The sequence below is a fragment of the Vibrio sp. 10N.286.52.C3 genome, from assembly GCF_041468865.1.
In the GTDB taxonomy this organism is placed as follows: Bacteria; Pseudomonadota; Gammaproteobacteria; order Enterobacterales; family Vibrionaceae; genus Vibrio; species Vibrio crassostreae_C.
In genome coordinates this window covers 16,117-30,255 of record NZ_JBFRJM010000026.1, presented here as the reverse complement: position 1 = coordinate 30,255, position 14,139 = coordinate 16,117, and the positions used below count along the sequence as shown (strand labels likewise).

General features: G+C 45.1%; 14 protein-coding genes. 2 read left to right on the top strand and 12 right to left on the bottom strand.

Annotated features, from left to right (window positions below; translation table 11 throughout):
- Positions 1–25: 25 nt before the first annotated feature.
- The 4 genes from dinF to AB4138_RS10650 all read right to left on the bottom strand — a co-directional run bounded on the left by dinF (position 26) and on the right by AB4138_RS10650 (position 3,552).
- Positions 26–1,381 carry an MATE family efflux transporter DinF gene (gene dinF, locus AB4138_RS10665; RefSeq protein WP_372072748.1) on the bottom strand — a complete coding sequence of 452 codons (1,356 nt, stop codon included), beginning with the start codon at positions 1,379–1,381 and terminating at the stop codon, positions 26–28.
- A 117-nt stretch (positions 1,382–1,498) separates the two neighbouring features.
- On the bottom strand, positions 1,499–2,377 hold the full coding sequence (locus AB4138_RS10660) for a class I SAM-dependent methyltransferase (RefSeq protein WP_372072746.1): 879 nt from the start codon (positions 2,375–2,377) through the stop codon (positions 1,499–1,501).
- 97 nt (positions 2,378–2,474) lie between these two features.
- A complete protein-coding gene (lexA, locus tag AB4138_RS10655) occupies positions 2,475–3,095 on the bottom strand; it encodes a transcriptional repressor LexA (RefSeq protein ID WP_019820514.1) in 621 nt (206 codons plus the stop codon).
- Positions 3,096–3,189: 94 nt separating this feature from the next.
- On the bottom strand, positions 3,190–3,552 hold the full coding sequence (locus AB4138_RS10650) for a diacylglycerol kinase (RefSeq protein ID WP_048615036.1): 363 nt from the start codon (positions 3,550–3,552) through the stop codon (positions 3,190–3,192).
- A gap of 220 nt (positions 3,553–3,772) precedes the next feature.
- Here AB4138_RS10650 and plsB point away from each other — a divergent pair, with 220 nt between their 5' ends.
- A complete protein-coding gene (plsB, locus tag AB4138_RS10645; RefSeq protein ID WP_372072743.1) occupies positions 3,773–6,196 on the top strand; it encodes a glycerol-3-phosphate 1-O-acyltransferase PlsB in 2,424 nt (807 codons plus the stop codon).
- Between the two features lie 103 nt (positions 6,197–6,299).
- Here the strand turns inward: plsB and ubiA are convergent, their stop codons facing one another.
- Positions 6,300–7,154 carry a 4-hydroxybenzoate octaprenyltransferase gene (gene ubiA / locus AB4138_RS10640; RefSeq protein WP_017061043.1) on the bottom strand — a complete coding sequence of 285 codons (855 nt, stop codon included), beginning with the start codon at positions 7,152–7,154 and terminating at the stop codon, positions 6,300–6,302.
- Positions 7,155–7,697, bottom strand: coding sequence for a chorismate lyase (locus tag AB4138_RS10635; RefSeq protein WP_164091128.1), 543 nt, complete (start codon positions 7,695–7,697; stop codon positions 7,155–7,157).
- Positions 7,698–7,859: 162 nt separating this feature from the next.
- Between AB4138_RS10635 and AB4138_RS10630 the strand changes: the two genes are divergently transcribed.
- The gene (locus AB4138_RS10630) at positions 7,860–8,267 is read left to right on the top strand and encodes a flagellar basal body-associated protein FliL (protein WP_048610748.1); all 408 of its coding nucleotides are present in this window, start codon (positions 7,860–7,862) and stop codon (positions 8,265–8,267) included.
- Positions 8,268–8,354: 87 nt separating this feature from the next.
- On the opposite strand, the gene glpG is transcribed toward AB4138_RS10630, so the two are convergent.
- The 6 genes from glpG to ftsY all read right to left on the bottom strand — a co-directional run bounded on the left by glpG (position 8,355) and on the right by ftsY (position 14,001).
- Entirely contained in the window at positions 8,355–9,197 is an 843-nt protein-coding gene (glpG, locus tag AB4138_RS10625) for a rhomboid family intramembrane serine protease GlpG (protein WP_017063770.1), read from the bottom strand.
- 58 nt (positions 9,198–9,255) lie between these two features.
- Entirely contained in the window at positions 9,256–9,576 is a 321-nt protein-coding gene (glpE, locus tag AB4138_RS10620) for a thiosulfate sulfurtransferase GlpE (protein WP_017061039.1), read from the bottom strand.
- Positions 9,577–10,016: 440 nt separating this feature from the next.
- Complete coding sequence (rpoH, locus tag AB4138_RS10615) at positions 10,017–10,874, bottom strand: RNA polymerase sigma factor RpoH (protein WP_017055518.1); 858 nt, start codon at positions 10,872–10,874, stop codon at positions 10,017–10,019.
- 177 nt (positions 10,875–11,051) lie between these two features.
- Positions 11,052–12,020 (bottom strand): permease-like cell division protein FtsX, encoded by a 969-nt coding sequence (gene ftsX, locus AB4138_RS10610; RefSeq protein WP_017061038.1) that lies wholly within the window; start codon positions 12,018–12,020, stop codon positions 11,052–11,054.
- Entirely contained in the window at positions 12,007–12,684 is a 678-nt protein-coding gene (gene ftsE / locus AB4138_RS10605; protein WP_004736585.1) for a cell division ATP-binding protein FtsE, read from the bottom strand. The genes ftsX and ftsE overlap by 14 nt, the downstream gene beginning before the upstream one ends.
- Before the next feature lie 78 nt (positions 12,685–12,762).
- Positions 12,763–14,001 (bottom strand): signal recognition particle-docking protein FtsY, encoded by a 1,239-nt coding sequence (ftsY, locus tag AB4138_RS10600; RefSeq protein WP_017063769.1) that lies wholly within the window; start codon positions 13,999–14,001, stop codon positions 12,763–12,765.
- Positions 14,002–14,139: the final 138 nt, after the last annotated feature.

Genomic DNA, 14,139 nt, shown 5'->3' with positions numbered 1-14,139 from the left:
CTCTCCACAAACAGAGCCCTCAGAGCTAAGCGAGAAACTCCCCTTTCTTCCATTGAGAAACAAACAACACACCAAGACCAATTCCGCGCATTGCCATAAAGCTCAGCATCGCTAACCACAGCGCATGGTTCTCTAAACCTGATGCTAAATAGAAAATCGCGAAGAAACTACAGGTCGCAACAAACATACTATTGCGCATATCCTTGCCCTTGGTTGCTCCAACAAAAATACCATCCAACAAGAAGCACCACATAGACACCAATGGCATTGCGATTAACCACGGTAAATACACCTCGGCTTGACTCTTCACGTCTGGGATTGTGGTGATCATATTGATTAAGCTCGAGCCAACGAGTGCGAACACTATGGTCAGTACCAAACAAATATTGAAGCTCCAGAAGAAAGTTCCAATCAATGACTGGTTCAGCTCATCTTTGTCTTTCGCGCCTATCGCCTTACCGACCATCGCTTCCATTGCGTAGGCAAAGCCATCCATCCCATAAGAGATGATCATCAAGAAACTCATCAACACGGCATTGGCCGCAACAACATCATCGCCAAAGCTTGCACCTTGGAAGGTCATGAAAGTGAAAGTCGCTTGTAGGCATAATGAACGAAGAAAGATATCGCGATTCAATTTCACGAAACGACTCAAACCTTGGCTGGTTTTCTTAAGCAGATCCCATGGCGATGGTAACTGCTTCTTCGCCCAGATTCGGTAAACACAAATTAGGCCAAATGTTAGACCGGCATAATCAGCCATTACAGATGCCAATGCAGCACCTTCCACTTGCCACCCTAAGCCGATAACAAAAACGATATCCAAAACGATATTGGTGATATTGGTGATGATCACCATCCACATTGGCGCTTTGGCGTTTTGAGTCCCGAGCAGCCAACCTAGAATCACAAAGTTAGTCAGCGCGGCAGGTGCACTCCAAGCGCGGATTGAGAAATATTGCTGACCATAGTGCTTAACTTGATCACTGGCGCTACTCAATGAGAAAACTAAATCGGCGACTAAACTGTGTAAAAGTAAAAAGACACCAGCAAACCCAAAGGCCATGGTCACGCCTTGCACAAAAACTAAGCCTAGTTGCTTGCCATCATTCGCACCATAAGATTGTGCAGCTAGCCCTGTTGTCGACATACGCAGGAAACCAAGCAACCAAAAGGTCACGCTGATCATTGTGCCGCCCAGCGCCACACCACCTAAATACCAAGAGTGCTCTAGGTGACCGATAACCGCCGCATCGACTAAGCCCAACAGTGGAACAGTAATATTAGAGAGAACCATCGGGATCGCGAGCAACAGCACTTTTTTATGCATCGCCTGATTGGATAGCGTTTGAAAAATAGTTTGGGGATTAAATAACTTCACGATCACCTCTTAGATTAGAGGCGATAGTTTAACCTAGTGGGTGGGCTTTCACTATGTTGTGGAATTTTACTTATACCGGCTATGTGCTCAGTTACTCGAAATACAGAACCGCCAGGGTTACCACTTAACGAGCACTAACTGCGGCGTTAAACGCTTTTTGACCTGAGAGATTTTACAAAGAAGCCGCTGCCACAATTTCCAACGATTGCATTGTTGGTCTAGGGGAGAAAACGCTTTTACCCATTGTGCCCATGGCAGCCAATTAAGAACGCTGTCTATTGGTGAAGACAACCCATGAGCATACTTTCCTGAACCAAGTTTTTGCCCCAACGTACTTGAGCTTTTATCTCCAGCTAACACTAAACACGCATGTGCATGAGTAAAGTAGCGGCTCAAAGACTGAATGAAGTGCGCAGTCTGCTGTTCATTGCAATCGAGCAGAGCATGTTCACACACCACCATCACCGATGCTTGCTCTGGGATGTTAAGTTCATCTAACCAAGTTAGGTCATCAACAGAGCCACACTCTAAACGATAGCGTTCATTTTTGTGGAACAAGCGTTGTCGCCAAAGCAGATTCTCAGTTACATCTAACTCAACCCAATGACAGCGGCCATTATCTAAACGGTAGAAACGGGTATCGAGCCCTGCTCCCACGTTAATAATCCAAGCATCTGGGTTATGAGATAAAAACTGTTGAACTTGAGAATCACAAAGTTGAGTCAGTGTCGCGTAAAGGAGTTGCTGTTGGTCGAGTTCTCCGGTAAGACATTCTGGTGCGAGCTGGCAACGCTTGCAGGCTTGAGCTGCGATAGGATCATAAACGAGACCATCATCGGCTAGGCTTTCACGGCTACGAAACCAAAGATGCTGAACAAGGTTCGTCGGAACTTGGAATTCTTGATGTGCAGACGCTTGTTCAGAAGAAGCCTTTTGAACAGAGGAGCGCGGCTTACGAGTAAGCGGCTTCATTTGAGGTTTGGTTGGGTTTGGCATCATCATCTTCCTTGTATCTCGACAAAGAAGATGATAATGAATATCAATTACAATGACAAGTTATTGAGAATAAATATCAATAAGCTGTTTGTACTGACTACATCCAGTCGGTGTTGCGAATAATACCAACCGCAAGTCCTTCAATAGACAAGTGTTGAGATTCTAGATCGACATGGATTGGAGAAAACTCTTCATTTTCAGCATGTAACAGAACCGTTGAACCTTTACGTTCTAGGCGTTTTACCGTTACATCATCATCGACACGAGCCACGACAACCTGACCATCGCGTACATCTTGTGTTTTATGAACAGCTAATAAATCACCATCCATAATACCGATGTCTTTCATACTTTCGCCATTTACACGAAGTAAGAAGTCAGCTTGTGGTTTAAACATGCCTGGATCAACTTGGTAATGCATTTCTACATGCTCTTGAGCCAAGATAGGCTCACCAGCGGCAACCTGACCGATTAATGGTAAACCTTGCTCTTCGTTCGCTGCATCTTCAAGCAAAATACGAATACCGCGAGACGCACCCGGGATAATCTCAATCGCTTCTTTACGAGCAAGAGCTTTCAAATGTTCTTCTGCAGCATTAGCAGAACGGAAGCCTAGTTCACGCGCGATTTCTGCACGTGTCGGTGGCATACCGGAATCTTCGATCTTACCTTTGATAAGGTCAAAGACTTGTTGCTGGCGGGGCGTTAACGGCTTCATGATTCACCTGTCTTTTTATACAGTTGACTGTGAGTATATCCAGTAACTGAACAAAAGCAAAGCAATTGGTTGTTTTTAGTTCATTTTTAGCAAATTACAAAAACAAGATCTCTAGCCACACATAACCTGCGAGTGCCAAACAGATGAAAACCGCTGCCGAACCGACATCTTTCGCCATCCCAGAAAGCTCATGATGTTCACTGCCGATTCGGTCGACAACCGCTTCAATCGCGGTATTGATTAACTCGACAACCATCACCAATACCACCGATGAGATCATTAAGATTCGTTCAACTTGGCTTACATCTAGGTAAAATGCCAACGGAATAAGCACGGCCGCCATGAACACTTCTTGTCGAAATGCAGCCTCGTTTTTAAACGAACTCGTAATGCCTTGCCATGAAAAGCCTGCAGCTTTGATGATGCGTTTGAATCCGGTGTTTGATTTTTTGGTCATTTTTAACCCTATACTCAATCAGTCGATGAATGATTTTCCACAAACTTAACGGCAATATGACTATTTCCATTAAAAGGTTAGACCAGTTTCTGGTATTCTTGCATCGATTAAATTTACGCCTAGGCTTATCCCTATTTCACTCATAGGATTTATCCTTTTTATCAGAGAAATAGAGATACGCTTCAGCACATTGAAATAACTATTGAGGCAGTGAACCTATATGTCTTCTGGACAATCTTTTTCACGTTCATTAATGAAGCTACCTTTATCCGTATTGGTAAAGGGCACATCAATTCCTTCAAACCCTGTTGAGGATTTGAACATTGATTTGAGCAAACCGATTGTATACGCCTTACCGTTTCGCTCAAGTGTAGACATTCTTACATTGCAAAAACATGCACTTGAATTAGGCCTACCTGATCCGTTGAGCAAGCTTGAAATCAACGGCAAATCACTGCAACGCTACGTTTTTATCTCTTCTCGCAAAACTCTGCTGCAAGACGATGATTATGTACCAAGCTCTTCAATTGAAGTGTTCTCTGAATTGCTTTCACTGCACGCTGACGACTCTGAACTCGATGTTCAAGTTATCCCTGCTACCGTTTTGTGGGGACGCAAACCTGGTAAAGAGAATAACCAGAAGCCTTACCTACAGGCAATGAACGGCTTAGAGAAATCAAAAGCGGTATTGCTAGCCGGTCGTGACTGTCTGGTTCGATTTAGTCCTGTGGTTTCTCTACGCTACATGGCTAACTCACACGGCACCGACAGCACCATCGCGCACAAACTGGCGCGCGTGGCACGTATTCACTTCTCTCGCCAAAAGCTTGCTGCATCAGGTCCTAACCTGCCAAGCCGCCAAGCTCTGTTTGATCGCCTATTAAAATCAGAAGCGATCAAGAAAGCGATTGAAGACGAAGCACAAGCAAAGAACATCTCGATCGAGAAAGCGAGCAAAGAAGCTCAAGACATCATGGACGAGATTGCTGCGAACTTCTCTTACTCGCTGATCAAGCGTGGTGAAAAGATTCTTGGTTGGCTGTGGAATAAGTTGTACCAAGGCCTACATATCAGCAACGCTTCAACGGTTCGTAAGTTGGCTCAAGATGGTCATGAGATTGTTTACGTGCCTTGTCACCGTAGCCACATGGACTACTTGCTGCTTTCTTATGTGCTTTATCATGAAGGCATGGTGCCTCCGCATATCGCTGCGGGTATCAACCTAAACTTCTTCCCTGCCGGTCCTATTTTCCGTCATGGTGGTGCGTTCTTTATTCGTCGTAGCTTTAAAGGCAACAAGCTGTACTCGACGATTTTCCGTGAATACCTAGCGGAATTGTTCGCTAAAGGTTACTCAGTAGAGTACTTCAGTGAAGGTGGTCGTTCTCGTACAGGTCGTTTATTGCAGGCGAAAACAGGCATGCTAGCGATGACAATCCAAGCAATGCTGCGCGGCATGAATCGCCCAGTGACTTTGGTTCCTGTGTACATCGGCTACGAGCACGTGATGGAAGTGGCGACTTACGCGAAAGAACTTCGTGGTAAGCGCAAAGAGAAAGAAAACGCGAGCTTAGTGATTCGTACCATTCGTAAGCTGCGTAACTTTGGTAAAGGCTACGTGAACTTCGGTGAGCCGATTCAGCTTAACCAATATCTGAATGAACACTCACCTGAGTGGACCAAAGACATCGACCCAATGGGCACCAGCAAACCACAATGGATGAACCCAGTGGTTAATGACTTGGCGACCAAAATGATGACGCACATCAACGATGCGGCAGCAACCAATGCCCTGACCCTTTGTGCAACGGCACTATTGGCTTCAAGACAGCGTGCATTGTCTCGTGACTCTTTGGTTTCTCAGATCAACTGTTACCTGTCTCTGCTTAAGAACGTTCCATATTCGGCAACGTTCACTGTGCCAAAAGACAGCGCTGAAGATTTGGTAAAACATGCTGAATCACTGAACAAATTCTTGATTGAATCAGACTCAATGGGCGACATCATTTCGCTAGACCGTCACCAGTCAATTCTGATGACCTACTACCGAAACAACATCATTCACTTGTTTGCTCTGCCATCGTTAATTGCACAGATGACTATTCGTCAACGCGGTTTATCAATTGACGCGATCCAAGAGAACGTTGCTGCTATCTACCCGTTCTTGAAGAAAGAGCTGTTCCTAAGCTACGACGAAGACAAGCTTGAAGGCGTGGTTTCTAACATCATTGAAGAGCTGGTTAACCAAGGTATGCTTGTGGTTTCTGATAATGAAGTCACCATCAACCAATCAAACAGCCAAGCACTGATGCTGTTAGGTCGTACGATTTCAGAAACGCTACAACGCTACTCTATTGCTTTGAACCTGTTAGCAGAGAACCCTGATCTGGATAAATCCGATCTTGAACAGAAGAGCCAAGACATTGCACAGCGACTTGGTCGTCTGCAAGGCATCAATGCACCAGAGTTCTTCGATAAAGGCGTGTTTGCGTCGATGTTCGCAACTCTGAAACAACAGCAATATCTGGATAACGATGGTAACTGTGATTTAGACAAGACTGAGCAATTCGCTAAGCTTCTCTACTCAATGCTTTACCCTGAAGTACGTTTGACGATTCAAGAGAGTATCCACCAAGCGGAGTAATCATCAGCTTGGTGTCTCTTGAATAGCGAGGCCAAACGCGATCAAAAAAGGCACCCAATGGGTGCCTTTTTCTTTAGCATTCGTTAACTCGAAAAGCGGATGCTTACCAGAAGGTAATGAACAAGCCCGCTGTCACTGCCATTCCAACATAGTTGTTGTTTAGAAAGGCTTGGAAACAAAGGTCTCGATCACGGTGGCGCATCAGGTGTTGTTGATACACAAATAAGCTTCCCGCTACCAACAGTGCCCAATAGAAGGTATCTCCTAGTTGGTAATGCATGCCTAACGCAATCAGCATCGCTAGGGTGACGAGTTGCAAAGAGCCAACAATCAGTTTATCGAAGCGACCAAATAAAATAGCCGTCGATTTAATACCAATCTTCAAGTCATCATCTCGGTCAACCATCGCATATTGCGTGTCGTAAGCAATCGTCCACAACGCGTTAATCACGAAGACAAACCACACAATGCTTGGCAGTTCATTGGTTTGTGCCGCCCAAGCCATTGGTATCGCCCAACTAAACGCTAAGCCAAGAAACAACTGTGGAAGATGCGTAAAACGCTTCATGAAAGGGTAAATGAACGCCAGACCCACACCAATAAATGAGAGCTTAATGGTCAGTGGATTCATGGTGAGTACCAGCAAGAATGAAACTACGGCTAGCACTAAAAAGAGCAGAATCGCTTCCTTACTGGAAACCAAACCTGAGGGTAATGGACGCTGCTTGGTACGTTTAACATGACCATCTACTTTACGGTCCGCAAAGTCATTGATCACACAGCCAGCTGAACGCATCAACACCACGCCGAGTACAAAAACAACCAAGACATCAAAATCAGGCATACCTTGTGCGGCGATAATCAGTGACCACAAGGTCGGCCAAAGGAGTAATAGGGTACCAATCGGGCGATTCATTCGCGTTAATTGCCAATACGCCTTCGCTTTGGTGGCAAGCATTTACACACTCTCCTTAGAGTAAATGGGTGATGTTGGTAAAAACAGTTCTGCCACAAGCATCGGTTTATGGTTCATCCATAATCGAGAACGACGCGCGAGTAATCGCTCATCGCCTGCGATAACCCAACCGACTTGCAGCGCATCTCGCTCCACGTTCTCAGCACTGAAAACGGTCAATCCAAGCGGGACATTACCTTGTTGAGAAAGGTCTGAGTGCTGATGATCTTCTAATGTGACTCGGGGAATCAAGGTTCGACCTAACACCCACGGTTCGTCATCACCCTTTAAAATCACTTTACGCAGTAAGCAATCAAACGATGATAAAAGATGTTCCTCGTCTTGTTGCAGCATTGAGCGTTCTACAACTTGATTATGAAGCAACTCAACAGACAGGTGCTGACAGCACTTCCCCAACTTGCGGGAAAGAGAACCTTGCTCCATCAGCCACTCTTTGGTGGTTTCATTAGGAAAATCAAATGTTTCTGTACTTTGCCAATCTACATTCATTAACGAATTAAGATACAGCGATATTGGCTGATTCATACTAGTATTCAATAGGTGACTTTACACGTACAATAAAGCTTCAACTTTCGAACAAAATTAAAGCGTTCTTCGAATTGTAAACGTATTTAGATTTAGACCGCTCATTGTAACAAGACTAATGCGTTTCGAATATCGCGAATAAACTAAAGAAAAGTCACAAATATGCACAAACGTTATGTAGCCCAAATATTTCTTGCGATTACCCTACTCTTTTCAGCATCAAGTTTCGCTGAAGAGGAGTCGGCAGCTAAACTCGCCTACTTCACGCTAGAGCCAGACCTGACCACCAATTTTTACACTAAAGGTAAAAAACTGGGCTACATTCAGGTTCGCCTCGACATCATGGTGGCAAATAGTAACGACTTGGCCGCTATTGAGCATCACCAACCACTGATTCGCGATGCGGTGATTGAATTGCTTGGCAAACAAAACGAAGAAACCATTAAATCTCTATCTGGCCGTGAAGACTTAAGAAAATCCTTAGTTGAACACCTCAACAAGATTTTGCTTCCAGAGACAGGTAAAACCCTGATTGCTGACTTACTGTTTACCAAATACCTTTATCAGTAATGATGTAAAACGAATCCCAATAAAAAAGCGGCTCATCTGGCCGCTTTTTTTGTCTCTATCGTTTGGCTACTCATTAGAAGATATGAATTAGCTTCTTGCCGAGCTTGGTGCTTTCATCGCATCGATAAAGCCAATAATCACACCAGCGGCTAGACCAGCTAAATGCGCCGTATTGGCGATAGCCATAAATGGCTGCATGTACCCAAGCACCAACCACACCAACATAAAGCCGACAATCTGTCTTGGGATACCTAAACCAAGTTGTGGCGCCTTCGCACCAACCACCCATAAGTAACCAACCAAGGCATACACAACACCAGACAAACCACCGAAGTTCGCCCCTTCAACCCAATACTGCCCAGCACCTGAAAGCGCAGAAGAGACAGCAAAGATCTGAAGTAGCTTGAGGCTGCCAAGTTTCTTCTCAATGTCTCCACCTAGCTGCCACCACCACAAAATATTAAATGCGATGTGCATAACAGAGAAATGTAGAACGGCATGACTCAACCAACGCCACAGCTGCCATTGCTGTCCATCCACCGCTGGGAAATGTAGGGCATTGAAAATAGCTTGGCCAAAACCGATCTGTTGCAGCGCAAAAATCACCACACACACCAACATCAGGCTTAGTGTCACTGGGCCTGCTTTGGCTTTGATCATGCCCATGAAGCTTGGCGTGTGGTAATGGAAGTTGCTCTTTCTGGTCTCTGCCATGTCCCAAGATGCAGCTTGATAGCGCTTATGATTGGGCTCAGCCAGAAAACGATTCAGCTCAGCTTCGGTTTCAACCTGAAATTGGCCATCAAGAAGCCAAAGAGCAAAACGCCCTTCTCCCTCTGGAGACATCTGAATAGGGATCTGACGAGAGGCCATATAATCAATAAATGCTTGAGCAAGACGTGGATTGTCTAACACCATCAATCTAATCATTGTTACTTCCTATTCATTCTATGAGGGATGCTTGAGGCGGTTCAGGTGATGAAAGTCATTAACCTGCGATCACTGGAAGTTCAGCACGATGCCAAGCTTCGAAACCACCATCAACACTATATACCTCTTCAAAGCCTTGGTTCACTAAATATTGTGCCGCACCTTGGCTACTGATGCCGTGGTAGCACATCACTAAGATAGGTTGTTCGAACTCAACCTCATCCATGAATGACACCATCGTATCGTTAGTCAGGTGGTAGGCTGTTTTTGGGTGGGCAACCGCAAAAGACTGCGGGTCACGTATATCGACAAGTCGAGCTTCGCCTTGTTCGATGAGGGCTTGAGCGCCTTTAACATCGATATGTTTAAACTGGTCCATGACTTTCTCTTTTTATACTGATTTACTTTGCTGCCATTGTAACCTATCCCAAGGCTAACATTCACATCCACTTAATAAGGTTATCCACCAGCGATCACTTTTACACCATTTGTGGATAAATCTGTGAATTGCGTGAATAAAGTGTCTTTTCAAAAATAGATCCACAACATGTAGTAATGATCCTGATCTAACTGTGGGTTAACTGAAACATATCCCCACTCGAAAAACCCCGTAAAAGCCTTACTACACACTGCTTTTAGATAGCTGACGAATAAACTTCTCACAGAGTTATCCACAAAATCATTTTGCAAATTTCGATCGCAAAAGTTGAGAAATCGATCCAAAACAAAAAGGCCGAGATCTCTCGATCTCGGCCTTTTCAAAATTCAGCTATTTGTTAGCTCTACTAGAAAGTAGAAGCTAATAGAAACTAGATGCTATTAGAAATCACCAACGGCTTGTTTCAATTTCTTCATCGCATTCTTTTCTAACTGGCGAACACGCTCAGCTGAGATACTGTAGGTATCCGCTAAGTCTTGCAGGGTTGCCTTGTTGTCGTCTAACCAACGTGAGCGAACAATGTGTTGGCTACGCTCGTCTAAGCTTGCTAGTGCTAGCCCTAGGCGATTATTGGTGTGTGACTCCCAGTTAGCCGCTTCAACCGTCTCAGCAACGTCTGACGCCTTGTCTTCTAGGTAGTAAACTGGAGCAGTGTAAGCAGAACCGCCATCGTCATCGTCCATAGGCGCTTCAAACGTCGCATCTTGTGCTGCTAAGCGAGATTCCATCTCACGAACTTCTGAAGGCTCAACACCCAGTTCACGAGCAACCGTCTCAACTTCACCGTTATTGAACCAACCCAAACGCTTTTTAGACTTACGAAGGTTAAAGAACAGTTTACGCTGTGCCTTAGTGGTCGCAATTTTAACGATACGCCAGTTACGTAGAACGTATTCATGGATTTCAGCTTTGATCCAGTGAACAGCAAACGAGACGAGACGAACACCAACTTCTGGATTGAAGCGCTTAACAGCCTTCATCAAGCCGATGTTACCTTCTTGGACGAGATCAGCCATTGGTAGCCCGTAGCCAGAGTAGCCTCTTGCAACGTGCACCACGAATCTTAGGTGGGAAAGGATCAAGCCTTTCGCAGCGTCGATCTCACCTTTGTAATGTAATCGCTCTGCAAGTCCACGTTCCTCTTCAGGAGTCAGCATAGGGTAGCTGTTCGCTGAGCGGATATAGCTATCTAAACTATCTTGTGTGACTAAAGCCATTTGATACGCTTGGTTTGCCATTCGGTTCCTCATCAATCTCTGATCTGGAGTAATACATCTATTAAAACCCTACAATCTTGAACCTAAAATGAACAGGTTTCAAGGAGGGGGAAGTAATTATGCATAATCAATTCGTCTATACAAGGCAAAAACTGGTTAAGAAGTGCCTATTTTTCGTCTAAATATGACTCTATTCACCTAAACTGGTTCAATTTCTTTTAGGTGACGCTGTGCAGAAAGCTTTGCAGCCACACTACCAAGCAGAGTTCCGACGATCAAAAGCAGTAAAGATTCATCCCAACTCAGGCCAATTAAACGGAAGTGGCTGTCGTATAGCTGAGCCAAGTCATCCACCGCGCTGTTCAGCAATACGGTAATCAATGCCGTCATTACCCAAGCGCTAATCGAACCTAAAACGCCAAACCACATCCCAGCATAAAGGTATGGTCGAAGAATGTAGCTGTCGGTCGCACCAATCAGCTTCATGGTTTGAATCTCTTCTTTATGCGCCAACACATTAAATCGTAGTGTATTGCCGATAATCAGAAATACCGCGCCCAGCATCAATACCGTTAAGGTAATCACGATGACAGCCGCTAATGCTTTGATCGCATCTAATCGCGCTAACCAATCTTCGTCTAGGCGAACATCGGTCACTAATTCTTGTTGTTTAACTGTGCCTGCCAGCTCTTTAATTAAGGTATCGCTGTGCACGCTTGGCGTAATCACCAGCACACCTGGCAGTGAATAATCGTCGAGAATGGTTAGGGCGTCTTCAAAACCAGAATACTGGCTGAGGTCTGCAAGCCCTTGCTGCGGAGAAATGTACTCCACCAGCTCAACTTGATCCCAACTTTCGATTTCATCCTTAAGCACCATTACTCGTGGCTCAGGAATACCATCCTCTACATAAGCACTTATTTGTGACGGGCTAGTGACATCTTGCGCCACTTCCCCTACATTTTTACCTAATAGGTACAAACAAGCTGGCATCGCCAACGCCATAGAGATCACCGCAAGGGTCAGTAAGTTGCCTAACGGGCGCTGCCACATTTGCGAGAACGATGACTTGGCTTGTTTCCAGTGAACAACAAAGAAGCCGTCGCTTGAAGCGCGGTTTGCTGCTCGATTAGATTGAGGTTTTTTGATGCGCTTATTCGCGGCCATAGTCTTCAACCTCACTCAAAAATCCTTGGTTTAATTCAAGATGGCGGTACTGAGGGCGAGTGTTCACTAACCCGATATCATGCGTCGCTAGGATGATCGTCACACCTGCGCGGTTGAATTCTTCAAATAATCGCAACACACGGTTAGATAATTCAGGGTCTAGATTACCGGTAGGCTCATCGGCTAAAAGCAGAGTTGGACGGTTAACCACGGCGCGAGCAATACCCACGCGTTGTTGTTCACCACCAGAAAGTTGGCTTGGCAAACAACGGGCTTTATCTAATAAACCGGTTTTATCCAACGCAGCACTGACTCGGCGTTTTATTTCGTTTTCAGAAATAGATTCAATACGCATAGGCAGAGCGACGTTATCGAAAATCGAACGGTCCATCAGCAGGCGATGGTCTTGAAAAACAATCCCAATATTACGGCGTAAGAAAGGAATGTCTTTGGCTGGGATACGAGTGATATCGTGATCGTTGAACCAGACACGTCCATCAGTTGGACGCTCTATCGCGCAGATCAACTTCAGCAAGGTACTTTTACCAGCCCCAGAGTGCCCACCCAAAAAAGCCATCTCTCCACGTTTCAGGTGAAAGTCCACTTTTTGGAGCGCTTGTCTTCCACCTCGGTAGGCTTTACTCACTTGCTGAAATTTGATCACCGAAAATTCCTCTTACGATCACTAATATCAAATTTAAAAACGGTAGCAGATTAAGGATAAACCACTTTGCTACTCGCGTTACTCTTCGCGGCTAAATAGTGCTTCAATGAAGTCTTTAGATTCAAATGGACGCAGGTCATCAATACCTTCACCCACACCAATGTAGCGGATTGGAATCTGGAACTGGTCAGCAATTGAGAAAATTACACCACCTTTCGCCGTACCATCTAGCTTAGTCAGTGTAATACCCGTAACTGGAGCCACTTCACTGAACAACTTCGCTTGGCTGATAGCGTTCTGACCTGTACCTGCATCGAGCGTTAGCATGATTTCGTGTGGCGCAGAGTCATCAATCTTCTTCATTACACGAACGATCTTGCGTAGCTCTTCCATCAGGTTGCTCTTGTTCTGCAAACGACCGGCTGTATCAGCAATCACAACATCAACACCACGAGCCTTCGCTGCTTCAATCGCATCGTAGATAACAGACGCACTGTCCGCACCAGTGTGTTGAGCGATAACTGGCACATCGTTACGCTGACCCCAAACCTGAAGCTGTTCAACGGCTGCAGCACGGAAGGTATCACCCGCTGCTAGCATCACTTTCTTGCCTTCATTTTGGAATTGTTTCGCCAGCTTACCGATCGTAGTTGTCTTACCTACACCGTTCACACCCACCATTAAGATAACGTAAGGTGTTTTAGTGGTATCAACAACCAGTGGCTGTTCCACTTGGCTTAAGATGTCTGCCATCTCTTCTTTGAGCAGACCATAAAGCGCTTCACCGTCTTTTAGGTCATTGCGAGATGCTTTTTCTGTCAGGTTTTCAATGATCTTAACCGTGGTATTCATACCCACGTCAGCAATCAGAAGTTGCTCTTCTAGCTCTTCAAACAGGTCTTCATCGATTTGCTTGCCTTTGAACAGACCAAAGAAACCAGCACCGATGTTTGCTTTAGTGCGGCTTAGGCTGCGCTTAAGACGAGCAAAGAAGCTTTCTGTCGGCTTCTCTTGTACTTCTTCAACCTTAGCTTGAGGAACTGCCACTTCTTCCTGTTCTGCTTCTGCTTCTGCTTCTGCTTCTGCTTCTGCTGCGACAGGTTGCTGCTCTTGTTGAGCTTCTTCAAGCGCTTGCTCAGATTCAGTTGGCTTAACTTGTTCAGCTTCAGGCGCGACCTGTTCAGCCTCAACTTGTGATTCAACTTCAGTTTGATCTTCAACGCTTTCTACGTTCGCTTCATTCTGAGTTTTTGGGCTTTGTTCTTCTTCACCAAAACCAAGCCACGATAATAATCCGCGCTTCTTTTTTTCCGTCATCAGAGGAGTTTCCTAGATCTACTAATTAGCTGTATTGACTTAATACACGTCGACTCTTTGCTATTGTTATACAATACAAGCTTGTACAAACGAATAGTAAAGAAAAATGACAAAGCAGTGATAAGTTTGCTTTTAGCT

Excerpts from the sequence above, each read along its gene's own strand:
- AB4138_RS10660 (WP_372072746.1), bottom strand. The coding sequence starts at position 2,377 with ATGCCAAACCCAACCAAACCTCAAATGAAGCCGCTTACTCGTAAGCCG.
- lexA (WP_019820514.1), bottom strand. The coding sequence starts at position 3,095 with ATGAAGCCGTTAACGCCCCGCCAGCAACAAGTCTTTGACCTTATCAAA.
- AB4138_RS10650 (WP_048615036.1), bottom strand. The coding sequence starts at position 3,552 with ATGACCAAAAAATCAAACACCGGATTCAAACGCATCATCAAAGCTGCA.
- plsB (WP_372072743.1), top strand. The coding sequence starts at position 3,773 with ATGTCTTCTGGACAATCTTTTTCACGTTCATTAATGAAGCTACCTTTA.
- ubiA (WP_017061043.1), bottom strand. The coding sequence starts at position 7,154 with ATGCTTGCCACCAAAGCGAAGGCGTATTGGCAATTAACGCGAATGAAT.
- AB4138_RS10635 (WP_164091128.1), bottom strand. The coding sequence starts at position 7,697 with ATGAATCAGCCAATATCGCTGTATCTTAATTCGTTAATGAATGTAGAT.
- AB4138_RS10630 (WP_048610748.1), top strand. The coding sequence starts at position 7,860 with ATGCACAAACGTTATGTAGCCCAAATATTTCTTGCGATTACCCTACTC.
- glpG (WP_017063770.1), bottom strand. The coding sequence starts at position 9,197 with ATGATTAGATTGATGGTGTTAGACAATCCACGTCTTGCTCAAGCATTT.
- glpE (WP_017061039.1), bottom strand. The coding sequence starts at position 9,576 with ATGGACCAGTTTAAACATATCGATGTTAAAGGCGCTCAAGCCCTCATC.
- rpoH (WP_017055518.1), bottom strand. The coding sequence starts at position 10,874 with ATGGCAAACCAAGCGTATCAAATGGCTTTAGTCACACAAGATAGTTTA.
- ftsX (WP_017061038.1), bottom strand. The coding sequence starts at position 12,020 with ATGGCCGCGAATAAGCGCATCAAAAAACCTCAATCTAATCGAGCAGCA.
- ftsY (WP_017063769.1), bottom strand. The coding sequence starts at position 14,001 with ATGACGGAAAAAAAGAAGCGCGGATTATTATCGTGGCTTGGTTTTGGT.